Origin of the sequence: Granulicella sp. L60 (genome assembly GCF_009765825.1) — a bacterium.
In the GTDB taxonomy this organism is placed as follows: domain Bacteria; phylum Acidobacteriota; class Terriglobia; order Terriglobales; family Acidobacteriaceae; genus Edaphobacter.
This window is the reverse complement of sequence record NZ_LMUR01000003.1, coordinates 157,748-180,955: the sequence shown is the minus strand read 5'-3', so window position 1 is coordinate 180,955 and position 23,208 is coordinate 157,748. Positions and strand designations below refer to the sequence as shown.

Genomic DNA, 23,208 nt, shown 5'->3' with positions numbered 1-23,208 from the left:
GTTTACCGGGATTTGCGGGTTGGTTGTGCCGCAGCGAGATGATGTAGAAGCAGCAGAGGAAGTGCAGAGAACTTGAAGTAGAGAACGAGGAGAGTGTGATGAGCGAAGAGTACGTAGGCGAGAGGTCTTATTCGGGAGCGCTGTTTGCGGTGGTTGCGGTGGCGTTGATCGCCGCGCTGGGCGGATTGGTGTGGTGCTATGCGCTGCAAAATCACCTGGGTGCCACGGAGCAGAAGATCGTGGCGGCGGACCAGAAGAACGCTGAACTGTCGCAACAGCTGGAGGCGACCAATGCGCGGCTGCGGGCGACGAGCCAGACGCTGGGACAGAGCGTCGGTATGACGCAGAAGCAGATTGAGATTCGGACGCAGAGCATCATTGCTCAGCAGAAGGCTGCGAACAGCAGGCTGGAAGAGGAAGAGGCGAAGAACTCGAAGCAGATCGGCGCGGTGTCGACCGATGTGGCCAGCGTGAAGACGGATGTGGGCGGCGTGAAGACGGATGTTGCGACAACGAAGTCCGATTTGGAAGAGACGAAGACGAAGCTGGGTCGGGTGGTAGGCGATGCGGGCGTGATGAGCGGGCTGATCGCGACCAATCACGACGAGCTGGAGGTGTTGAAGCACAAGGGCGATCGCAACTACCTGGAGTTCACACTGCAGAAGGGTGCGAAGCCGACGCTGCTGTCGACGATCAAGCTGCAGTTGAAGAAGGCGGACGAAAAGCACTCGCGCTACACGCTGGATGTGAGCGCGGACGATCGCAATATCGAGAAGAAGGACAAGGGACTGGATGAGCCGGTGCAGTTCTACACGGGCAAGGATCCGGTGCTGTATGAGCTGGTGGTGAACGTGATTGAGAAGAACAAGGTGTCGGGATATCTGTCGACGCCGAAGAACGGTGGGAAGGCGAGCGCGCAGTAGCGAACGATAGTTGTAGACGCAAAGAGGGGGACGCTTATCGCGTCCCCCTCTTTGTTTGCCTTGGTTGAATTACTTCTTGGTTGCCTTTTTTGCTGCCTTCTTCGCTGGAGCCTTTTTCGCTGCTTTTTTGACTGCCATTTGCCTATTCTCCCTAGTGATTAGACATTGACTCTGCAACACGCTTCATTGCAGCTAACGAAGGTATAGATTTACGTAAATTCACTGTCAAGAAAAAAATGATGCGAAGGCACTTCTTTTTTTTGCGCGGACGATGCTTCGACGTCGCGTGGAGATGAGGAGAACGTCGTCGGAGAGATTTTCTCTTGCTCGTTTCGACTCTCGCTGTCGTCGGCTCGATGGTGAAAAAGAGAGTGAGACGATGCGGCGTTGGTTTCCTGCGCGACGGAAGAGAAGGCCTTCGCGTTATAAGAGAGACATAAAGAAGAGACACGATGTGTGAGTGATCGGCGAATGATGGATGAATGAAATGAGCAGCGATGACAAGGATGCGCGGCGTTCGCTAGTGCGGAGTGCGATGGAGGAGTAGAGTTTTGGTCGAGGTATTTTTCTGATGAACGATGTTGTGATTGTGGCTGCGGTGCGGACGCCGGTGGGTAAGTTTCAAGGTGCGTTTGCGGAGATGACGGCGGTACAGCTTGGAGCGATTGCGGTGCGCGAGGCGGTGAAGCGCGCCGGGATCGACGCGGCCAGCGTGGACGAGTGCCTGATGGGATGCGTGCTGCCTGCGGGGCTGGGACAGAATCCGGCGCGGCAGGCGGCGTTGCAGGGTGGGCTGGCGGATACAGTGTCGGCGATGACGATCAACATGGTGTGCGGATCGGGGTTGAAGGCGGTGGCGCTGGCTGCGCAGGCGGTGATGGCGGGCGATGCGGAGATCGTCGTCGCGGGTGGAATGGAGTCGATGACGAATGCGCCTTATCTGCTGCCGCAGGGGCGGAAGGGATTTCGCATGGGCGATGCGGCGGTGGTGGATTCGATGGTGAAGGATGGACTGTGGTGCGCTTGCGAGGACTATCACATGGGCATCACGGGAGAGAACGTCGCGGAGAAGCATTCGATTACGCGTGAAGAGCAGGATGCGTATGCGCTGGCCTCGCACGGGAAGGCGAGCGCGGCGTGGAAGGAAGGGCGGTTCGATGCGGAGGTGGTGCCGGTGAGTGTACCGGGGAAGAAGGGCGCGGTGACGGTGGTGAGCCGCGACGAGAGTGTTCGGGAGGATGCGGTCGATCGGCCGGCCGCGGCGCTTGAGGCGTTGGCAGCGTTGAAGCCTGCGTTCAAAAAAGATGGAACGGTGACCGCGGGAAATGCTCCGGGGGTGAACGATGCTGCGGCTGCGGTGGTGGTGATGTCGGCTGCGAAGGCGAAGGAGTTGGGTTTGAAGGCGCTGGTAACGATCCGGGCGCAGGCTACGAGCGGAGTTGCGCCGAAGTGGGTGATGCTGGCTCCAGTGACGGGCGTGCAGAAGGTGTTGCAACGTGCAGGGTGGAAGCGGGACGAAGTTGATTTGTTTGAGTTGAATGAGGCGTTCAGCGTGCAGGCGCTGGGCGTGATGAAGGAGCTTGGGCTGGATGCCGCGAAGGTGAATGTGAATGGCGGTGCGGTGGCGATCGGGCATCCGATTGGAGCGAGTGGGGCGCGTGTGCTGGTGACGCTGATCCACGAGATGATGCGGCGGGATGTGAAGAAGGGTGTGGCGGCGCTTTGTCTGGGCGGTGGGAACTCAGTAGCGCTGGCGGTGGAACGGTAGTTCGGTTGTCTGAAGTTAGCGAGGACAGAAACGGGAATGAACTGACGACAGAGACGGATGAGCTTCGAGAAATGCACTTCGCGCGAGGGTCGAAGTGCATCCAACTTTTATATGAGCGAAGGCTTAGGCATGAGTGACGAGGTGCGCATGAGCGAAGATGCTGTCGTGGGTGAACATACGGAGCGGTTCACGGGCAGGGTGGAGGACTATGAGCGGTATCGGCTGCGCTATCCGGCGAAGGTGATCGAGATTCTGGTGGGCCGATGCGGCCTGCAGCGAGAGCACCAAGTGGTGGATGTGGGCGCAGGTACGGGGATATTGGCGGAGCTGTTTCTGGAGCATGGGAATGCTGTGGTCGCGGTGGAGCCGAACGATGACATGCGTGCCGGATGCGAACGACTGGCGTCGTTGTGGCCTGGGCTGACGGTGAAGAAGGGTACGGCGGAGAGGACCGCGCTCGCTGACGCTTCGGCGGATTTCGTTGCGGTGGGGCGTGCGTTTCACTGGTTCGATCATGAGAAGGCGGCGAAGGAGTTTCGACGGATTCTGCGGCCCGGTGGATGGGTGGTGCTGGCGAGCAATAGCCGCGTGAGGGATGAGTCGCCGATATCGGTGGCATATGAAGCTGTGTTGCAGGAGCATGGCACGGACTATCCGGCGAACCGGGAGCGGAGTGAGATGGCTCCGAAGGTGGATGCGTTCTTTGCGGGCGGCGAGTTGTTCCGCGAGGAGATCTACGGCGAGCAGAGGCTGACGCTGGAAGAGTTGCTGGGACAGACGCAGTCGCTGTCAGTGACGCCTGCGCAAGGGCATGCGAAGTATGAGGGTATGCAGTCGGCGCTGCGGGACTTCTTTTCGAAGTGGCAGACGGATGACGTGGTGGTGATGAGGACGGTCTGCCGGGTGGCTTGCGGCAGATTCCGCTAGGTGAGGTTTCCGTTCGGGAAGATAACTGTTCAACAGATTGTGATCGGCGGCTGTGGCTCGGCCTGGAGAGTGATGATGCGTTTTTGTGAATTGACTTTGATTGTGACGACGCTTTGCATTCCGGTTGTGGCGCAGCAACAGGACCCGCCCAGAGCATTCGATACGATCCGCAGCAGCGACTCTTATCGGCAGGCTGTTCTCGGGGTGTATCAGGACTACGAGAGCCGGCTCTCGACGCACTGCGCGAAGATCGATATCAACATGAATACGAGTCAGGCGAAGGTGTATGGATCGATTCAGACGAATGCGAACGGCGATATCGTGAACGCGCACTGGAAGGAGACGACCGATGGAGTTGCGTGTGGAGAGAAGCGGTCGTATGTGGCGTCGGTGACGATCAAGGATGGGAAGACTGCGGTGTATGCGCTGTTTCCCGGGCAGTCGGCGGCGGGCGCGGTGCTGCAGCATGACGCGGTGCAGTATGCGGGTGTGGGCGCGGGCGCTGCGGATAACTGTGCGGTGGATGTTCTGGAGACATCGCTGCCGAACGGCGAGCCAAGCGATAATACGAAGGTGCCGTGGGATGAGAAGTGGACGGTGCGTGCGTGTGGGAAGCGGTCGGTGGTCACGATGCACTTTGTGCCGAACGCGACGGGAACGACAATTAACGTTACGCCGAAGGAGACGGTGGCGTTGCCTTAGCGGGTCAGCACTCGATGATGTTGAGGGCGAAACCGGCGAGAGAGGTTTCTTACCGATTTCTCGAAGCAGAGGCCGTGAAATCTTGAATCACTCGATTGCATCGAGTGACTTAGCTTTCGCAACAATTTGCCGAATCTCTTTCGCGAGAATTTGGCTTCGTTCCAGAAGTTCGAGAACGGCTCGCCAGTTCACTTTATGTTGCTCCCACGTATCAGCATCAACTACTTCTACAAAAGAGATTTTCCTCGGTTTACGCCAATTTTCGTAGGTTGTGAGGCGCGCTACGCGCTCTTTGAGGTCAGAAATGCCACGAGTCTTGGGAGACAAACGAGCACTGCTTTCCATCCATTTGCGCCAATGTGATTTCCCTTTGACTGATTGCATTTGCCGCAAGCCGGTACTAGATTTGCTATTTCTGTAATGTACCCGGTGGGCTCTTGGTCTTGGATAATGGCACGAAGATGATCCCATTCTGTAGCCTTATCGCCACAATACGCACAACGAATGTCATTCGGCTCTATCTTTAGAATCGCTAGAGCTTCGAGCTCCTCAGCTTCTGAGGGCTTATCAATAGGAATAATGGAATTGAAAAACGCGTTTGTGATGCTAGAGGATCGTCCTGCAATATTGCCGGGAGTGGGGAGTTGACAGAGACGGACACGCTTAGCGCTCTTCGTAACTTGCATGAGCTTTATATCTCCAAGTTCAGCACTCGATGATGTTGAGGGCCAGGCCGGCGAGCGAGGTTTCTTTGTAGCGGGATTGCATGTCGAGGCCGGTCTGGTACATGGTGGCGATGACCTGGTCGAGAGAGAGTTTGTGATCGCCAGTCTCGTGCATGGCCATGCGGCAGGCATTGATGGCTTTGACGGCGCCCATGCCGTTGCGTTCGATACAGGGGATCTGAACGAGGCCGCCGATGGGGTCGCAGGTCATACCGAGGTTGTGCTCCATGGCGATCTCGGCGGCGTGTTCGACCTGGGCGTTGGTGCCGTTGAGTGCGGCGACGAGACCTCCGGCGGCCATGCTGCAGGCGACGCCGACTTCTCCTTGGCATCCGACCTCGGCTCCGGAGATGCTGGCGTTCTCTTTATAGAGGATGCCGATGGCGGCGGCGGTGAGGAAGTAGCGGATGAGGCCGTCTTCCTTCTCTTCGCGTGTGCCTTCGATGAAGCGCGTGTAGTAGTGGCCGATGGCGGGGATGACGCCGGCGGCTCCGTTGGTGGGCGCGGTGACGACGCGGCCGCCGGCAGCGTTCTCTTCGTTGACGGCCATGGCGTAGACGGTGACCCAGTCGATGGGCGCGAGCGGATCTTTGGAGCCGATGGTGTTTAGGCGTTCGGCGAGACGATGGGCGCGGCGACGGACGTTGAGGCCTCCTGCGAGGATGCCTTCGGTGGCGATGCCGCGTTCGGTGCAGCGCTGCATGGTGTGCCAGAGGGTGAGGATGCTGGTGCGGATCGTCTGCTCGGCGGATTGGCTTGGCTGCGATGAGGCTTCTGCGGGACGCGCGATGGAGATGTTCGGATCATTAAGGAGGGCGACCTCGTTGGCGAGCAGAAGATTGGCGATGGTGAGGTTGTGCTGCTTCGCGGTGGTGAGGAGGTCGGCGGCGCTGCGGAAGGGATAGGGGACGGTGCGTGCGCTGGTGAGGGATTCGGCGGTGCGCTCGGCCTCGGAGACGATGAAGCCGCCGCCGATGGAGTAGAAGATCGCTTCGGCTAGAAGTGCTCCCGAGGCGTCGAGGGCGATGAAGCGCATGCCGTTGGGGTGGGAGATGACGGCGGGGTCGGGGTACATCTGGTCGCAGCGGAAGCGGAGGTTGGCGGGTTCGGTGAAGGGGATAGTGTGGGTGCCGTTGAGCGCGAGGGTGCCGGTGGAGCGGAGGTTTGCGATCTTGGATTCGACGGTTGCGGGATCGACTTTGTCGGGGGCTTCGCCGAGGAGGCCGAGGAGGATGGCGCGGTCGGTTCCGTGGCCGATGCCGGTGAGGGCGAGCGATCCGTAGAGATCGACGTTGACCGCTGCCGTGCGTGGGAGCAGGCCGGTGGATTCGAGGATGCCGGTGAAGCGGAGGGCGGCGCGCATGGGGCCGACGGTGTGGGAGCTGGAGGGGCCGATGCCGATTTTGAAGAGTTCGAAGAGGCTGGTGTTCACGTTGAGTTTTATTGTAGGCGCTGGAGATGAGAGCACGGTGATTTGGTGCAAGGCGGAGCTATTTCTCTACTTGGTCTTCTTCGATTTGCTTGGGGTTGATTTGGCTGGGGACTTCTTGTTTGGGGATCTCTTCTGGGCTTGCTTCTGCTGCAGGTTGTGATGGGCGGTGGTAAGTGCTCCGGCGATGACGGCCTCGTCGGCTTGGTCGAGATGAATGTAGGTCATGCCGTTGCGACCCCAGCCTCCAGCGACGGGAGAGAAGACCTGTGGTTGTTCCGCGAGGAAGGACTGTTGCTGCTCGGGCGTGAGCTTGAGGACTCCGCAGCCCTTCTCCTGACCGTAGAGCGTGGCGAAGATTTGGTTGTTGAGACGGAAGTCGGGATGGTCTATGTGTGCGCTCTCGACGGCTCCTTCAAGGCTGAGGGCGAGTTTGCGGAAGAGGACGATTTGTTGAGTGGGTTTGGGCATGATGATGTCCTGCCGGACGGGCCTCCTGCGCGGAGGGCGGGCGTTCGCACGCCTCTTTAACTTGTCTTAATGGGATGATCGGTTGGGTCCTCCCGTTGGTCGGGATCATCATCTTATTTCCGACCAGCGGGAGGTCCTTCACCGCCTGGGGCGCCCCGACAAGGTATGCATGTCACGAAGTGACCTCCCGCTGAGCAAGCGGCCCGTCCGGCAGGACATGATCATCTATAGATGCGCCAAATGCTATACTCGCGGAACTCCACTGCCTCAGGGATGAATCAGGCCTAGATAATGCTTTTTAAAGCTCGTAGCGCTGCTGTGTATGGGATTGACGCCCACATCATCGATGTTGAAGTCGACTTCTCCGGCATCAAATTAGACAAAGAACAGTTCAGCACGGTGGGACTGCCGGACGCGGCGGTTCGCGAGAGCCGCGACCGGGTGCGGTCGGCGATCAAGAACTCCGGCTTTGAGATTCCGACGACACGGATCACCATCAATCTGGCTCCGGCGGATCTGAAAAAAGAAGGCTCCGGCTTCGATCTGCCGATTGCGATTGGAATCCTGGGCGCATACGGCGCACTGCATATCAAAGACCTGACGGACTATCTGCTGGTGGGCGAGCTGGGGCTGGACGGCAGCCTGCGCGCAGTTCAGGGGATGTTGCCGATTGCGGTGGCGGCGCGGGCGAAGGGGATTCCGAACCTGATTATTCCGGCGAGCAATGCACGCGAGGCGGCGGTGGTCGAGGGAGTGAATGTCTATCCGGTGAAGTCGCTGCTGGAGGTTCGGGAGCTGTTGAACTCCGCGGCGATGGGCGGGATTACGGTGACTCCGCTGAAGGTGGAGACGAACAGTCTGCTGAACGAGATGCAGCACTTTCCGTTCGACTTCAAGGACGTTCGCGGGCAGCAGGTGGCCAAGCGCGCGCTGGAGGTTGCGGCGGCGGGTGGGCACAATATTCTGATGATCGGGCCGCCGGGTTCGGGCAAGACGATGCTGGCCAAGCGGTTGCCTTCGATCCTTGCACCACTGCGGTTTGAAGAGGCGCTGGAGACGACGAAGATTCATTCGGTGGCGGGCGTGCTGGATGCGGAGCAGGGGCTGGTGGCGCATCGTCCGTTTCGCTCGCCTCACCATACGATCTCCGACGCAGGATTAATTGGCGGCGGGATGATGCCGCGTCCGGGCGAGGTCTCGCTGGCGCACAATGGGCTGCTGTTTCTGGACGAGTTGCCGGAGTTTCCGCGGAATGTGCTGGAGGTGCTGCGGCAGCCGCTGGAGGATGGACATGTGACGATTGCGCGGGCGGCGATGAGCCTGAGTTTTCCGGCGCGGTTTATGCTGGCGGCGGCGATGAATCCGTGTCCGTGCGGCTACTTCAACGACAAGTCGCGGGAGTGCATGTGTACGCCGCCGATGATTCAGCGGTACGTCTCCAAGGTTTCGGGGCCGCTGCTCGACCGCATCGACATCCATATTGAGGTTCCTGCGGTTCAATATAAGGAGTTGCGTGGCGGGGCGGCGGCGGAGGGGTCGGCGCAGATACGGGAGCGCGTGCTGGCGGCGAGGGAACGGCAGCATGAGCGGTTTGGGCAGGCTGCGGAGAGGACGAAGGGCTCCGCGAAGGCCGTTTCGCGTCCAATCTTCGCAAATTCCCAGATGAACACTCAGCAGATACGGACGTTCTGCGAGCTGTCGTCGGACGCGGAGCGGCTGCTGGAGCGTGCGATGCAGCAACAGGGGTTGAGTGCCAGGGCACATGACCGTATCCTCAAGGTAGCAAGGACGATAGCGGATCTGGGCGGGGAGCAGGATGTGGCGGTGAAGCATATCGCGGAGGCGATTCAGTACCGGACGTTGGACCGCAGTTACTGGTCTTAATGGGATTTTTCGTGTCGAATTTAGGCTATAATTCTATTTTTGGAATACTTTTATTAACAGGTTCCCAAAAAAAGTATTGACCTGAGCTTCCATACAGTTTATTTTCCAGACTGTCGCAATTGATTCCGAGCTGCAATTAAAGCTAACGGGGCAGGATGCGATGAAAATTTCCGGCGAGCCAGAGTTTCTGGTTTGCCTCTGTTTCAAGCCTGGGGCGCGGCGAGCGCTGAACCATACGGAGAGACAGTTTGAGGTGCGACACTGGCTTGCCAGATGAGATTGTTCTGTCTGCCGAAAGCTAACGTTGTTTATTTGAATAGAGTTGATGGATGATGAGTCCCCTACGGGATTGTCCGCGTCTAAAGAGTGTGGTTGAAACACGGCTGAGTTTCCCGATTTCGGCTGCCATAACTGTGTACATGTAGGCGAGTGAGCGCCAACTAGACGCTTACGCCTCAGAAATGAAAGGGAGAAAACTATGCGCTCGGATCTTATTTTTGGAGCTCTCACGCACGTGAACAACCGCTACGAGCTCTGCCAACTGGCTTCCAAGGCGACCCGTAAGCTGCACAAGCCGAACACGAGGCTCCAGGACACGACCAATGAGGTTCTCGACCGCTTCAAGGACACGATTCCTATGGATGAGTCTTCCGAAGCAGTCGTCGAAAAGGTACAATTACGCGAACGCCGCGCAGCTTAATGCGCGGCAGTTTCACCTCCGATCTTCCACGAAAACTAACCTTTATCCGCACTACCCCTTCTGCCTTCAAAGTTCTCTAAATTCTGGCCTTCCGCACGACCCCTCTTCTACAAGCAGAGTCAAGCAGATCCCGCCTCCGTTCCAAACAATCCCCCCTAAAAGTTAAAAATCCCAGGTAAAACATGACTATTTCTGAATTGAAAGAACACAATATTGCGGAGCTGGGCAAGCTCGCGCGCGGCCTTGACATCGCTGGAACCAGCGGACTTCGCAAACAAGACCTCATCTTCAAGATCCTTCAGGCGCAGAGCGAGAAGGAAGGACACATCTTCGCGGAGGGCGTGCTCGAGATCCTGCCCGACGGCTATGGCTTTCTGCGCTCGCCTGACTACAACTACCTTCCCGGACCGGACGATATCTACGTCTCGCCCTCACAGATCCGCAAGTTTGACCTGAAGACAGGCGACACCATCAGCGGCAATGTGCGGCCGCCGCATGAGGGTGAGAAGTACTTCGCGCTGGTGAAGATCGAGGCGATCAACTTCGAGTCGCCGGAAGAGACGCGGAACAAGATTCTGTTCGATAACCTGACGCCGCTGTACGCGCAGGAACGGATCAAGATGGAGACGGTGCGGGAGCATATCTCGGGCCGCGTGATGGATCTGCTGACGCCGGTGGGCAAGGGACAGCGTGGTCTGATCGTCGCTCCTCCTCGGACGGGTAAGACGATGCTGCTGCAGTCGATTGCGAACAGCATTACGTCGAATCACCCTGAGGTTGTGCTGATCGTTCTGTTGATCGACGAGCGGCCGGAAGAAGTTACCGACATGCAGCGCAGCGTCAAAGGCGAGGTGATCTCCTCTACCTTCGACGAGCCGGCAGCGCGCCACGTACAGGTCGCCGAGATGGTGATCGAGAAGGCCAAGCGCCTGGTCGAGCATAAGCGCGATGTGGTGATTCTGCTGGACTCGATTACGCGTCTGGCGCGTGCGTACAACACGATTGTGCCGCCTTCGGGCAAGGTGCTCTCAGGCGGTGTGGACTCGAATGCGCTGCAGAGGCCAAAGCGGTTCTTCGGTGCGGCACGCAACATCGAAGAGGGCGGTTCGCTGACGATTATTGCGACGGCGCTCGTCGATACGGGCTCGCGCATGGACGAGGTCATCTTCGAAGAGTTCAAGGGTACGGGCAACATGGAAGTGATCCTGGATCGCAAGCTGGTCGATAAGCGCGTGTTCCCGGCGATCGATATCCAGCGCTCCGGTACGCGTAAGGAAGAGCTGCTGATTCCGAAGGAAGACCTGCAGCGGACCTGGATTCTGCGCAAGGTGCTGAATCCGCTTTCGCCGGTAGAGGCGATGGAGCTGCTGACCGATAAGCTGGCGAAGACTCGGAACAATCAGGAGTTCCTGCACAACATGAGCTCGATCTAGTCGAGCCGTATATGCGAAAGAGCGCAGCCCTTTGTGGCTGCGCTCTTTTGTTTTTGCGCAAAGCAAACACGTCCTGCCGGACGGGCCTCCTACGCGGAGAGCGCCCACTTCGTGGGGTGTATGCCGCTTCGCATGGGCCTCCCGATGGTCGGCGGAAAGATTTATCAGGCGACCAACGGGAGCAGCACCCGAAGGGGTATATAAGTCACGAAGTGACCGCCGTCCGCGCAGGGCGTCCTAGTAGCCGTTGGCGATGAGGTACTGCTCGGTGAGAGTGAATCCTGCGGGCGAGCTCTGCTGACGCTCGGCGTACTTGCTCAGGACGTCGACCTCGATGTTGAGCAGACTACCCGGAGTGAGAGTGTGGAGGCTGGTGGCAGCGTAGGTGTGTGGGATGATCGCTACTTCGACGATGCCGCCCTGGATGGAGGCGACGGTGAGGCTGATGCCTTCGATGGTGATCGAGCCCTGGGGGACGACGTAGCGGGTGAGGGTCTCGGGCAGTTGGATGCGGAGGCGCCAGTCGGTCTCGGTCTGGTCGGGCGTGATGGCCGTGAGCGATAGCAGCGTTGCGGTGCCGTCCACGTGGCCCTGAACGACGTGACCGCCAAGAGGTGACCCGGCGGGGGTGGGGAGTTCGAGGTTGACGACGGAGTCCGGGCGAAGATGTATGAGGGTGGTGCGGGCGATGGTCTCGGCGGCGAGGTCGGCGGAGAAGCGCGGGGGAAAGGCGTTGGGCTCGATGCTGAGCGCGGTGAGGCAGACGCCGTTGACCGCGATGCTGTCGCCGGTGTTGAGGCGAGCAGTGAGCGTGGGCGACGCTATGGTGATGCGGGTCGCGCCTGCGGTGGGGGTGATGGCGAGGAGAGTGCCGGTGGTCTCGATCAGTCCGGTGAACATACTTATAGGTTACAAGGCTTGAGGGTTCGACGACAGAGGTACGGTGTTTGAAAAAAACTTAGGGTTTAGGCGCTGAGGTTGATTGCCATGGGTCGTGAAGGTAGCCGGTGATGCCTGCGTCGGGGCCGTAGCTGACGTGTGTGACGCGGCGGAGGGATTGCTCGAAGAGGTAGGGTGAGGCGATGCCCTCAGCAAACGGAATGGCCTGCTCGCCAAGCTCGGTCTCGGCGACGAGGAGGATGGCCTTGTCGACGAGGTTCTGGCGGATGAAGCTACCGTTGAGGTGCGAGCCGCACTCCAGCAGGAGGCTGAGGATGTTGCGCTCGCCGAGCGTGGTGAGGACGGCCGGAAGGCTGAGGCGTCCTGCGTGGTCGGGAAGGATGGCGATCTCGGCGCCCTGTTCTTCCAGTGCAGTTCGTTTGGCGCTCAGCGCGGTCTTTGCGCAGAGGATGAGGAGATCGTTCGCAGCGGAGCGGACGAGTTGCGAGCTGAGCGGGATGCGGAGGTGGGTGTCCAGGATGACGCGCAGAAGCGGGCGGCGGCGTGGGAGATTATTTGGTCCGAAGACGCCGCTGCGGTCGGTGAGCTGGGGGTTGTCCGCGAGCACGGTGCCGATGCCGGTGAGGACGGCGTCAGAGGCGTGGCGGAGGAGCTGGACCTCGTAGCGGGCTGCGGGTCCGGTGAGCCAGTGTGGCTGGTTGGGAAAGCGGGAGGCTGGCGGTGGCGCCAGTTTGCCGTCTACTGAGATCGCGGCCTTGAGCGTGACGAAGGGCGTTCGATGCTGGATGAAGTGGGCGAAGGCTTCGTTGAGATCGCGTGCTCTTTGCTCGAGGACGCCGACGGTGACTTCGATACCGGCGGCACGGAGTCGGGCGATTCCCTGCCCGCTGACCTGCGGATTGGGATCCTGCGTTGCGACGACGCAGCGTGCGATTCCGACGGCGATGAGCGCGTCGGCGCAGGGGCCGGTGCGGCCGTGGTGGCTGCACGGCTCCAGCGTGACGTAGGCGGTGGCGCCTTTGGGCGAGAGGCCGCGCTGGGCGGCTTGCTTGAGGGCTACGATCTCGGCGTGGTCGAAGTTGTCGTAGAGGTGTGCGCCTTCGCCGATGACTTTGGGAACGTCCGTCGCCGCGCTGGAGCGAACCAGAACGCAGCCTACCTTCGGATTCGGCGAGGTGAGGGCTGTGGTCTCGGCGGCGAGCTTAAGAGCGCGCTGCATGAAGAGTTCGTGTTGTGCGGCGGAAGGCATGCTTCTAAAAGGATAGCTTGCCGATGAGAGTTGCGCGCGGTGCATCGCTCCTGCCGGATTCGGATAAGCCTCGCTCGCACTCAGCAAGAGAAATTGCGCAAGAAAAAAACGGACTTCGACAAGATGAGTCGAAGTCCGTTTGGAGTGATGAAGTTTGAATGAAGGACGAAGTGTCTTGTTAGGCGGCTGAACTGCTCTCGCTGGCAGCCACGGCGATGCACTCTTCGAGGATGTCGAGCGCGACATCGGCCTCAGACTGATTGAGGATGAGCGGCGGACAGAGACGCAGTGTGGTCTCGCCGCAGCCAAGTATAAGCAGGCCGCGCTCGAATGCCAGATCGACGATCCTGTCGCGCATCGGGCCTACGGGCTTGCGGGATTGCTTGTCTTTGACAATCTCGACGCCGATCATGAGGCCGCGTCCGCGCACATCGCCGACAGTCGCGTGCTTAGCCACCCAGGGACGCAGGCGGCTTAGCATCTTCTCGCCTACGGTAGAGGCGTTCTGCAGGCCTTCGCGCTCGATGATGTCCAGCGTCGCAAGTGCGGCTGCGATGCAGATGGGATTGCCGCCGAATGTGCTGGCATGCGAGCCAGGAACCCAGTCCATGATCTCGGCCTTGGCCATGCAGATGCCGAGCGGCATGCCGGACGCAATGCCCTTCGCGATGGTGACGATATCGGGCTGCACGCCGGAGTGCTCGATCGCCCACCACTTGCCGGTTCGGCCTGCTCCGGACTGCACCTCATCGGCGATGAGGAGGATGCCGTGGCGGTCGCAGATGCTGCGGATCTCGCGGAGGAAGTTATCAGGCGCGACCACGTAGCCGCCCTCGCCCTGGATCGGTTCGAGGATGATCGCGGCGACCTCTTCCGCCGGCAGGATGGTCTTGAAGAGCCGCTCTTCGATGTAGCGTGCGCAGTCGAAGGCGAAGGCCTCCTGCTCATCGGGACCGCCGGTGGTGCCGCGATACGCATACGGATAACGGATGTGGTGAACGCCGGGAACCAGTGGGGCGAAGCGGCGCTTCTGCTGTGGCTTGGAGCCGGTGAGCGAGAGCGCGCCCATGGTGCGGCCGTGGAAGGCGCCGAAGAAGCTGATGATGTTCTGGCGGCCGGTGTGGTAGCGCGCGAGCTTCATGGCGCACTCCACCGCCTCGGCGCCGGAGTTGCCGTAGTAGAACTTGTGCGGTCCGGGCATGGGCGCGATGGCGGAGAGACGATCGGCCAGCGCGGTCATGTGCTCGTAGTAGAAGTCGGTGCCGGACATGTGGATGAGTTCGGCAGCCTGATCCTGAATCGCCTTCACCACTTCAGGGTGGCAGTGGCCGGTGGAGTTGACGGCGATGCCGGCGGCGAAGTCGAGGAACTCATTGCCGTCAACGTCGGTAACGCGGATGCCGCGACCGGACTTGGCCACCATGGGGTAGCTGCGGGTGTAGCTGGGGGAGATGAGGCGGTCGTCTTCTGCGACGATCTTCTGGGCGAGCGGCCCGGGAAGCGCGGTCTTCAGCTTGGGGCCGTACTGGCTGTATGCCTGGGTCGAGGTGTAAGCACTCTCAGCCTTGCGTTCGATCTGATTTTCAGTAAGTGTGGTCATGCGAGTCTTCTCCTTCTGGGCAGCGGTACGTTGAGTCTATCCGTTCGTGCCAGGCTGTCTCCCGTTGGTTTCAGGGAGGAACAGCGGCAAATCTGCGAGATGCAGGAACGGTGCTCTGAGGGCGGGACTTCGCCGGCTGGTGTGCGTTAGTCGCCGGCGAAGAGACTAGGTCGCGTAAGGCTGGGCAGGACGCGCAGGTGTCGACGCGGCATCTGGTGCCGCTTGGACCGGCACTCCGAGATATTGCCTCGTTGTGTCCGGGCTGCGTCGATGGAGAAAAGGAGTTTCATGCGCCGTGTGCCTGTGCCGCCCAGCTTACCACAGATCGCATTAAGAGTGCATAAAGCTATCCCTAGCTACGGCTCCTGAACGACGGTTCCCTGATGGAAGAGGATCTTCCAGCCAGCATCGCTGCGTTGCCAGAGCGTGGTGCGACGGGTCTTGCGGATGTGGTCCTGCAGCAACGTGTAGGTCAGAAGATAGATGTCGGGAGCGAGCTGGCGGCAGTGAAAGTCACTGGTCTCCCAAATGTCGTCTTCTTTGCCGTCGGAGCCCTCTGCGCTGTCGGCGTTGTGCGGGAAGCGTTTCTCGAGTTCGGAGAGAACATACTCGCGGCTGTACCGCTTGCCCGAAACTCCGATCTCCCAGAAGTCGGAGTGCATCATATTCTCAAAGTCGGTTCGCGATCTGCCGAACTTCGGACGATGAAAGATTGGCTCGCGCTGCGTCAGTTCTTCGAGGACGACGGCGAGCGCGGGGCCTGTCGTTAAAAATGGCTCCATCAGAACAGGCTACGTCAGAATAGAGATGCAGATGAAAAGGCATCAAACTTCATTGCACGAACTACCCCGCGAGCGTCGGTGCGAACCAACGGCGCTAGCGAATCACGCTGCCAGGAACCATAGCCTGCGGAGAATCGTTGTCGAACTGCATCGTGAAGCCGAACATCAGGTTGAGCATGTCGCTGTGCAGCGTGGTGAAGTCGAAGCAGAGGACGTGGCGCGTGGGCTCGACGGGATCGGATCGCTTGCGCGGCTTGACGGGAATGTTGCCGAGCATGCACACCTTGGCGGCGTACGTGATGCGAGGAATCTTGCCCGCAGATTCGGTCATGGGAACGGAGGCAAGGACGATGGCCGCAGGGTGGCCGTTGATGGCGTAGTTCGTAGGCTCCTGCGTGACCGTCGGCTCGCCGAACTGCTTAAGCTGGCGGAGGATCTGCTCGCGAATGAAGGGGCCAAGCGTGATGGCGCCGCGCAGAATATTGGGGCAGGTGTTGTCGATCGTCGAAAGCACGAAAGACGAAGTATCAACTGGCGTGACGGAACTGGCGAAGAGCGTGGACTGCGCACACTTCGGCGCGGCCGACGCATCCGCCGAGGTGCTTGTGCTCGCGGTATCAGGAACGAAGCGTCCAGGGTAGAAGTACGTCACGTTCAGAGAAGGGTCGTGGAAGCTCCTGGGCATATTCGGATTGGCCGGAGCGGAGCTTTGAGACTGAGCCAAAACGCAGACCGAAACGCAGACGAGGAGAGCAAGGGAAAATGCCGTAGAACGAAGCATCATGCAAATATCGTAGCACCGGGAGCAGGGTTGGGAGACGCGTGTAAGGCGCCTTACACACGAAAAAAATAAGAGAAAAAAATGAATCCTGGACGCCACTTTTCTCGTCATTCGAAAGGTCGTTTCTGCGCCCTCGTGCAATGCGATCTCTGCTGTCACTTCGACGCCGAAAGCTACGACATGCCGGTGATCTCGCCCGCTGCATCGACGTCGATGCTCATCGCACGAGAGGTCTTGGGAAGCCCCGGCATCAGCATCATGGAGCCGGAGATGACGACGAGAAAACCCGCGCCAGCAGAGAGGACAATGTCAGAGATGTGCAGCGTCCAGCCCGTAGGCGCACCCATCTGTTTCGGATCGTCGGTAAGCGAGTACTGCGTCTTCGCGATGCAGACCGGAAGCGCTCCGTAACCCCACTCGGTGAAGCGTGCAAGCTTCTCTTCGGCCTGCGGCGTGAGTTCGACCGCAGCCGCACCGTAGACCTTCTGCGCTACCGCAGTGATCTTCTCCAGCGGAGATGCGCTGCTCTCGTAGCTACTCGTCGGAGCGACGTTTGGATTTGCAGCGATGACGCTGACGACCTTCTCGGCGAGTGCGGTTGCGCCTTCTCCACCCTTGGCGAAGGCCTCCGACAGCGCGAACGCCGCGCCCTGTGCCTCGCAGTAGGTCTCGAGGAACTTCAACTCTTCGTCAGTGTCGTTGGGAAAGCGGTTGATCGCCACGATCGCGGGAAGGTTGAAGCCGCGTACGATGCCGATGTGTTTTTTCAGATTCTCAAACCCCGCTTCGAGATCGCCCGCACCCTGATTGCGCACCGACTGCACGGTGGTGACCAGCACGGCGGCAGCAGGCTTGATGCCGGAGCTTGGCATCACGATGTCGAGATACTTTTCGAAGCCGAGGTCGGAGGCGAATCCTGTCTCGTTGACGACGTAGTCAGCCAGTCGCAGACCCATGTGCTGCGACAATACGGAGCTGGTGCCGTGAGCGATATTGGCGAAAGGGCCGCAGTGGACGAACGCGGGTGTGCCTTCGGTGGTCTGGACGAGATTGGGCAGGATGGCTTCGTTCAATAGCGCCATCATCGGTCCGGTGGCGTTCAGGTCGCGCGCAAAGACAGGCTTGCCGGAGCGGTTCTGGCCGATGACGATACGGCCCAGACGCGCGCGAAGGTCTTCCCTGCTGTCGGCCAGCGTCATGATCGCCATGATCTCGCTGGCAGCCGTGATGAGAAAGCCGGTGTGGCGATTGGCGCCGTCACGCTTGCCGCCCGCACTGACGATGACATGACGCAGGGCACGGTCGTTCATGTCGAGCGCGCGCGGCCATGTGATCGCATCGGGATCGAGATCGAGCGGGTTGCCGTGGAAGAGATGCGAGTCGATAAGCGCAGCCAGAAGGTTGTGCGCCGAGGTGATGGCGTGGAAGTCGCCGTGAAAGTGCAGGTTGATCTTCTCCGCCGGCTCGACCTGCGAACGTCCACCACCTGCCGCTCCGCCCTTCATGCCGAAGACCGGGCCGAGTGACGGTTCACGCGAGGTGATGATCGCCTTCTTGCCGATCTTCTCCAGCCCCTGCACGAGGCCGATGGAGGTGACGGTCTTGCCCTCGCCCGAGACGGTGGGCGTCGTCGCCGTGACGAGAATCAGCTTCCCGCGAACCGGGAGTGCGGCGTCTTCGAGCAGATCGAGTTTGATCTTTGCGCCGTAAAGCCCAAGGCGTTCGACGTACTTCTCGGGCAGGTTAAGCTTTGCGACGATGGCTTCGATAGGAAGGAGATCTTTAGTCACGGAACCTCTAAAAAATTATTGCGAGATGGAATTGGTCGAACGAATCAGCGGGCCGTTGTGCCGATAGCTACGGGATAGAGCGGTTCAGCCTGGGCGCGGCCAAATCGCACCGTCGTCTTGGTGATGCGGTTGAGCGCGTCGATGTTGTTCGAAGAGAAGTACCAGACCAGCAGATGGCTGTTCCAGTTGGTCGAGATGCCCATGGTATAAAGTTGCGCGGCAGCGCCCGAAGGCACACCCTGCGCGGCGGCCATGTGAACCTTCTGCCAGCCGATGGTGTACGTGGACGGCTGCGCGATGGACTTCATGCCTGGAACTTTGTTCACTGTCTCGGCCATCTCGGAGAGCAGATTCGTCGCCTTCATCTGCTGCTCGGGCGTAAGGCAGTCGAGGTCGAGTTCAGCAAGCAGCACGGTCGCGGAGGCTGCAGCTGTGGCCGTCTCCGTGAGGCCGCCATCCGGGGTAGGTTGCGGCTTGGCCGTGTCAGGCGTGCTCGACGCCGGGTGCTCCAGCAAAAGTATGGGCCGCAGACAATGAGTAGCGTCTGCGACCTGCGGGTCGGCGGTTCCGGAGATGCCGGACAGAGTGAGGTGGCCATCGTGCATCACCTGAGCCGCGTCGGATTTAACAAGATCGGAGGGATAGAAGAGGCGCAGATTGAGCGTGTCGCTCTCCCACGCTGTCGTGTTGGGAGCCGGTGTCTGTGCAGCCGCCACAAGAGACACTGCCGCGAGTATGGAAGCGGCGGCGATTCGGTGCATGAAGGAGAAGATCATCTATTTATTTGCGTTTCCAGCGCACGCCATCTTTGGAGTCTTCCATTAGGATGCCTTTGGCGAGAAGGTCGTTGCGAATGGCGTCGGCGCGAGCAAAGTTGCGTGTCTTCTTCGCCTGGGTGCGTTCAGCAACGAGTGCGTCGATGTCGGCGTCGGAGAACGAGAGCGTGGCTACCAGCTCGGGTGCGGCCTCGTCGATGCGTCCTTCAGCCTCGGCCCACGTCAGCGCAGCGCGTGTGATGGCGGCGTCTTTGTCTTCGAGTACAGCGAAGACCTCATCAAAGAGCGAGAGGACGCCGAGAATCTCCGTCGCATTCTCCGAGCGCAGCGTGCCCGCATCGGCAGCGGAGTTCGCGGCGCGGACGAGATCGAAGATGGCAGCACGTGCCTCAGCTGTGTTCAGGTCATTCGCAAGCGCGATGGTGTACGCGGTCCGCGCTTCGCCGGTGAGCTGCGAGAGTACCTCGTCGCAGCCGTGCGGAAAACCGCCCTTCAACATGCGCTGATGAAAGGTGCGCAGACGGTCGATCGCATTGGTCGATTCGATGAGGCTGTCAAAGGTGAAGTTCATCTGGTGCCGGTAGGGCACGGAGATCAGCAGGAAACGAATGGCCGAGGCGCGGTGTCCCTTCAGCAGCAGGTCGCGGAGCGTGTAGAAGTTGCCCTCGGACTTCGACATCTTCTTGCCTTCGACCAGCAGAAAACGGACGTGCATCCAGTGGCGAACAAACGTATGACCGGTCGCGGACTCCGACTGTGCGATCTCGTTCTCGTGATGCGGAAACATAAGATCTTCGCCGCCCGCATGAAGGTCGATGTTCTCGCCGAGAAACTTCGTCGCCATCGCGGAGCATTCGATGTGCCAGCCCGGACGGCCTGTGCCCAGCGACGTCTCCCACGACTGCTCGCCGGGCTTGACCGCCTTCCACAGCGCGAAGTCGCGTGCCGCATCTTTCTCGTACTCATCCACATCGACGCGAGCGCCGTCCTCAATGCCGTCGAAGTCTTTCTTCGAGAGCTTGCCGTACTCCGGAAAACGCGCGATGCGGAAGTACCACGACCCATCCTCGGTCTGGTAGGCGATGTCCTTCGCGGCGAGCCTCTGAATCAGGTCCACCATGTCGGGAATGCACGCCGTGGCATGGGAGATGTACTCGGGACGCTCGATGGCAAGCGCATCCAGATCCTCGAAGAAGGCGCGTTCGAACTTCTCCGTATATTGTGCGATGGGGACGCCAGCAGCCCCGGCGTTGCGGATGATCTTGTCGTCCACGTCCGTAATGTTCATCACATGTTCGACCGCGATGCCCTGCTGACGAATCACACGGCGCAGCACATCGACGTGCAGGAACGTGCGGAAGTTGCCGATGTGACCATAGTCGTAGACGGTTGGGCCGCAGCAATACATGCGCAGCGCCTTTTGATCGACGGGGACGAGGGCTTCGATCCTGCCGCCCAAAGTGTTGAAGAGTTCAATCGTTGCCACGTATTCTATCTTCCGCCGCAGCCGGGCGCGTGGCGCGGTGCAGACTGCTCTCGCTTGGGATTCCTTGATGATTCTAGCTGATATATGGGCATCTTCGCGTGGGAGGCGCCTGCGGTGGGAATCACTGCTGGCCGAGCCGGAGCTGAGGCGTGGCTCCGAGGCTGTCTGGGGCAAAGTTTCGTGCCAGAAACTTCGGCCACGCGGCGGCGGCGATCATAGCGGCGTTGTCGGTAGAGAGCGCAAGCGAAGGAAAGGCGATAGGAAGGCCGCGGCGGTCGCCCTCAGCCTGAAGACGGCGGCGAAGCTCCGAGTTTGCGGCCACGCCACCGGAGACGACGATGCTGCGTGCACCGAACGCCTCGGCTGCAGCGAAGGTCTGACGCATCAGGTTGCCGACGACGGCGTACTGGAACGACGCGATCAGATCGAGCGTCTGCTGGTCGCATAGACCCTGCGCATTCTTCGGCGTGATGGTCGCGTCGGCTGCGAGGACAGCACGGCGAGCCTCGATACTCTCGCGCAGGTGATGCGTCTCGACGTAGCGCAAAACGGCGGTCTTGATGCCGCTGAAGGAGAAGTCGAAGTGCGGCCCTTCGCTGGGCGCGGGAGCTTTTTTATTGGTGATGCCCTCGCGTGGTGCGCGGGTCTTGATCTGGCCGAAGGTAAACTGCACGGCGCGAGGGTTTCCAAGCGGTGCAAGCGCGTCGATCCACGGGCCACCGGGATAGCCAAGTCCAAGCAGCTTCGCAACCTTGTCGTAGGCCTCGCCAGCGGCGTCGTCCACGGTACGACCGACGTTGCGGTAGGTCCAGCTCTCGGCACTTCCCTGCTGATGTGTTGCAAGATAAAGATGAGTGTGGCCGCCGGAGACGACAAGCGCGAGCAGCGGAAGCTCCATCGGCGCTTCCGCACGCTGGCGAGCCTCCATCAGTACGGCATGAATATGCCCTTCAAGATGGTTGACTGCAATCAGCGGCTTATCAAGCCCGAAACTAAGAGCCTTCGCATAGGTGATGCCGACCAGAAGCGCACCCGCGAGCCCCGGACCTTCAGTGACCGCGACAGCGTCGAGCTCCGCGAAACTTACCCCGGCTCGTGCCATCGCCTCTCGAACGACAGGGACGATGTTGCGAAGGTGTTCGCGCGAAGCCAGTTCAGGTACGACGCCGCCGTAGTTCGCATGCAGCGACATCTGCGAAGCCACAACGTTCGAGAGCGCCTCGCCTCCAGCGCGAACCACGGCTGCCGCGGTCTCATCGCAGGAGCTTTCGATGCCGAGTATCAGGCCACCAACAGGTTTGCCGCTGGACCCGCTCCTGTGATCGATGTGGAGGTTTTCACGCATCTCTCTATCATAGAGAAGAGGCGTGGCACAGGGACAGAGATGGCAGACCGCTGGAACGACAACCCGAAGTACGCTGCAGCGCAAGAGATCGTCCTCGCGCTGCGATCCGCTGGCCATCAGGCCTACTTCGCGGGCGGATGCGTACGCGACCTGCTGCTTGGAGTGGGGCCGAAGGACTTCGACGTAGCGACCAGCGCGACGCCGGACGTAGTCATGGACATCTTCGCGAAGACCTACTCCGTGGGCGCACACTTCGGTGTGGTGCTGGTCTGCACACCTGAGGGCGATGACGCCGAGATCGCCACAGAGGTTGCGACTTTCCGCCACGACGGCGCATACACCGACGGACGAAGGCCGGACGCGGTGCGCTTCTCAACCGACTCAAGAGAAGACGTCTTACGCCGCGACTTCACCATCAACGGAATGCTGCTCGACCCGGTGGTGTTTCACCAGACCGACAACGCCGCAGCAGCAACGCTCGACTACGTGGGCGGCCGCGAAGATCTCGCAGCAAAAGTACTCCGCGCCATCGGCGATCCGGCACTGCGTTTCGCCGAAGACAAGCTGCGCATGCTCCGCGGAGTACGATTTGCAGCACATCTCGGGCTTGAAATCGAGCCACGCACCATCTCCGCCATGCGAGCCGCAGCAGCGGAGATCGAACAGGTAAGCAACGAACGCATTCGCGACGAGCTGACTCTGATGCTGACCGAGGGCCATGCGCGACGCGCCTTCGAACTCCTCGACACCACCGGCCTGTTGGCGCACGTCTTGCCGGAGGCAGTAAAGATGCACGGCGTTGCGCAGCCTCCGCAGTACCATCCCGAGGGCGACGTCTGGGTCCACACCATGCTTCTGCTCGAAAAGCTGCAACCAGGCGCGCCGTCGACGCTGGCGTGGGGCGCACTGCTGCACGACATCGGCAAGCCGGCAACTTTTCGCCCGCCCGATCCAAACAAACCCGGCGACCGCATCCGCTTCGACGGCCACGTGGAAGTAGGCGTCCGTATGGCCGAAGAGATTCTTGCTCGTCTGCGCTTTTCAAACGAAGACACAGAGCAGATCGTCGCGCTGGTCAAAATCCACATGCGCTTCGGCGACATCCTGCAGATGCGCGAGTCCACGCTGAAGCGATTCCTGCGCCTTCCGAAGTTCCCCGAGCACCTCGCCCTTCACTGGATGGACTGCACCTCCGCGCACGGCGATCTGCGCCTCTACGAGTTCGCAAAGCAGCACTACGAGACCGCGCCACCGGAGACGATCGCCCCAAAGCTTCTGGTCACCGGCCGCGACCTCATCGCCGCCGGATATCCTCCCGGTCCAACTTTCAAGGCCATGCTTGAAGCCGCCGAAGACGCACAGCTCGAAGGCACAGCAACAACCACGGAAGAAGGCATAGAGATGGTCCGCCAAAGATTCGGCGAACCAACCCCCTGAGTTAGTCCTCATCCTAAAAACACACCCTGCAAGTACTTGCATGCCCAGCCGAAGGCAACTCCCCTCCTGATCCGCGTCAATATTTGTTATTTGACGGGAC

The 23,208-nt window shown here is 60.1% G+C and carries 21 protein-coding genes; 8 read left to right on the top strand and 13 right to left on the bottom strand.

Going from position 1 to position 23,208, the window contains the following annotated elements; all coding sequences use genetic code 11:
* Positions 1-98 precede the first annotated feature (98 nt).
* The 4 genes from GSQ82_RS01495 to GSQ82_RS01480 all read left to right on the top strand — a co-directional run bounded on the left by GSQ82_RS01495 (position 99) and on the right by GSQ82_RS01480 (position 4,320).
* Complete coding sequence (locus GSQ82_RS01495; protein ID WP_158790243.1) at positions 99-923, top strand: hypothetical protein; 825 nt, start codon at positions 99-101, stop codon at positions 921-923.
* Positions 924-1,494: 571 nt separating this feature from the next.
* Positions 1,495-2,691, top strand: a complete 1,197-nt coding sequence (locus GSQ82_RS01490) for an acetyl-CoA C-acetyltransferase (protein ID WP_158790242.1) — start codon at positions 1,495-1,497, stop codon at positions 2,689-2,691.
* Between the two features lie 129 nt (positions 2,692-2,820).
* Positions 2,821-3,618: a class I SAM-dependent methyltransferase gene (locus GSQ82_RS01485; RefSeq protein WP_254061342.1), complete on the top strand. Its 798-nt coding sequence runs from the start codon at positions 2,821-2,823 to the stop codon at positions 3,616-3,618.
* 72 nt (positions 3,619-3,690) lie between these two features.
* Positions 3,691-4,320 (top strand): hypothetical protein, encoded by a 630-nt coding sequence (locus GSQ82_RS01480; protein WP_158790241.1) that lies wholly within the window; start codon positions 3,691-3,693, stop codon positions 4,318-4,320.
* A gap of 87 nt (positions 4,321-4,407) precedes the next feature.
* On the opposite strand, the gene GSQ82_RS24640 is transcribed toward GSQ82_RS01480, so the two are convergent.
* From GSQ82_RS24640 to GSQ82_RS01465, 4 genes are all read right to left on the bottom strand, one after another.
* Positions 4,408-4,704: a hypothetical protein gene (locus tag GSQ82_RS24640; protein ID WP_216846990.1), complete on the bottom strand. Its 297-nt coding sequence runs from the start codon at positions 4,702-4,704 to the stop codon at positions 4,408-4,410.
* Positions 4,602-5,006 carry an HNH endonuclease gene (locus GSQ82_RS25495; RefSeq protein ID WP_216846981.1) on the bottom strand — a complete coding sequence of 135 codons (405 nt, stop codon included), beginning with the start codon at positions 5,004-5,006 and terminating at the stop codon, positions 4,602-4,604. Before GSQ82_RS25495 ends, GSQ82_RS24640 begins: the two co-directional genes overlap by 103 nt.
* Positions 5,007-5,025: 19 nt before the next feature.
* Positions 5,026-6,477, bottom strand: coding sequence for an L-serine ammonia-lyase (locus GSQ82_RS01470; protein ID WP_158790413.1), 1,452 nt, complete (start codon positions 6,475-6,477; stop codon positions 5,026-5,028).
* 66 nt (positions 6,478-6,543) lie between these two features.
* The gene (locus tag GSQ82_RS01465; RefSeq protein ID WP_158790240.1) at positions 6,544-6,945 is read right to left on the bottom strand and encodes an MmcQ/YjbR family DNA-binding protein; all 402 of its coding nucleotides are present in this window, start codon (positions 6,943-6,945) and stop codon (positions 6,544-6,546) included.
* A gap of 291 nt (positions 6,946-7,236) precedes the next feature.
* On the opposite strand from GSQ82_RS01465, the gene GSQ82_RS01460 reads away from it, so the two are divergent.
* From GSQ82_RS01460 to rho, 3 genes are all read left to right on the top strand, one after another.
* Positions 7,237-8,829: a YifB family Mg chelatase-like AAA ATPase gene (locus tag GSQ82_RS01460; protein WP_158790239.1), complete on the top strand. Its 1,593-nt coding sequence runs from the start codon at positions 7,237-7,239 to the stop codon at positions 8,827-8,829.
* Positions 8,830-9,307: 478 nt separating this feature from the next.
* Positions 9,308-9,529 (top strand): DNA-directed RNA polymerase subunit omega, encoded by a 222-nt coding sequence (locus GSQ82_RS01455; protein ID WP_158790238.1) that lies wholly within the window; start codon positions 9,308-9,310, stop codon positions 9,527-9,529.
* A gap of 182 nt (positions 9,530-9,711) precedes the next feature.
* Complete coding sequence (gene rho, locus GSQ82_RS01450; protein ID WP_158790237.1) at positions 9,712-10,962, top strand: transcription termination factor Rho; 1,251 nt, start codon at positions 9,712-9,714, stop codon at positions 10,960-10,962.
* Between the two features lie 237 nt (positions 10,963-11,199).
* Here rho and GSQ82_RS01445 read toward each other — a convergent pair whose 3' ends face one another.
* The 9 genes from GSQ82_RS01445 to tsaD form a co-directional block, all read right to left on the bottom strand.
* Positions 11,200-11,862 carry a riboflavin synthase gene (locus GSQ82_RS01445; RefSeq protein WP_158790236.1) on the bottom strand — a complete coding sequence of 221 codons (663 nt, stop codon included), beginning with the start codon at positions 11,860-11,862 and terminating at the stop codon, positions 11,200-11,202.
* 58 nt (positions 11,863-11,920) lie between these two features.
* Complete coding sequence (ribD, locus tag GSQ82_RS01440; RefSeq protein ID WP_158790235.1) at positions 11,921-13,111, bottom strand: bifunctional diaminohydroxyphosphoribosylaminopyrimidine deaminase/5-amino-6-(5-phosphoribosylamino)uracil reductase RibD; 1,191 nt, start codon at positions 13,109-13,111, stop codon at positions 11,921-11,923.
* 178 nt (positions 13,112-13,289) lie between these two features.
* Positions 13,290-14,711 carry an acetyl ornithine aminotransferase family protein gene (locus GSQ82_RS01435; RefSeq protein WP_158790234.1) on the bottom strand — a complete coding sequence of 474 codons (1,422 nt, stop codon included), beginning with the start codon at positions 14,709-14,711 and terminating at the stop codon, positions 13,290-13,292.
* 356 nt (positions 14,712-15,067) lie between these two features.
* Positions 15,068-15,493: a DUF4440 domain-containing protein gene (locus tag GSQ82_RS01430; protein ID WP_158790233.1), complete on the bottom strand. Its 426-nt coding sequence runs from the start codon at positions 15,491-15,493 to the stop codon at positions 15,068-15,070.
* Between the two features lie 94 nt (positions 15,494-15,587).
* A complete protein-coding gene (locus GSQ82_RS01425; protein WP_158790232.1) occupies positions 15,588-16,277 on the bottom strand; it encodes a hypothetical protein in 690 nt (229 codons plus the stop codon).
* Between the two features lie 170 nt (positions 16,278-16,447).
* Positions 16,448-18,064, bottom strand: coding sequence for a formate--tetrahydrofolate ligase (locus tag GSQ82_RS01420; protein ID WP_158790231.1), 1,617 nt, complete (start codon positions 18,062-18,064; stop codon positions 16,448-16,450).
* Positions 18,065-18,108: 44 nt separating this feature from the next.
* Positions 18,109-18,840: a hypothetical protein gene (locus GSQ82_RS01415; RefSeq protein WP_158790230.1), complete on the bottom strand. Its 732-nt coding sequence runs from the start codon at positions 18,838-18,840 to the stop codon at positions 18,109-18,111.
* A gap of 4 nt (positions 18,841-18,844) precedes the next feature.
* Positions 18,845-20,326, bottom strand: coding sequence for a cysteine--tRNA ligase (gene cysS, locus GSQ82_RS01410; protein ID WP_158790229.1), 1,482 nt, complete (start codon positions 20,324-20,326; stop codon positions 18,845-18,847).
* 121 nt (positions 20,327-20,447) lie between these two features.
* Positions 20,448-21,671 carry a tRNA (adenosine(37)-N6)-threonylcarbamoyltransferase complex transferase subunit TsaD gene (tsaD, locus tag GSQ82_RS01405; protein WP_158790228.1) on the bottom strand — a complete coding sequence of 408 codons (1,224 nt, stop codon included), beginning with the start codon at positions 21,669-21,671 and terminating at the stop codon, positions 20,448-20,450.
* 39 nt (positions 21,672-21,710) lie between these two features.
* Here tsaD and GSQ82_RS01400 point away from each other — a divergent pair, with 39 nt between their 5' ends.
* Entirely contained in the window at positions 21,711-23,108 is a 1,398-nt protein-coding gene (locus GSQ82_RS01400; protein ID WP_158790227.1) for a CCA tRNA nucleotidyltransferase, read from the top strand.
* The last annotated feature ends 100 nt before the right edge of the window (positions 23,109-23,208 follow it).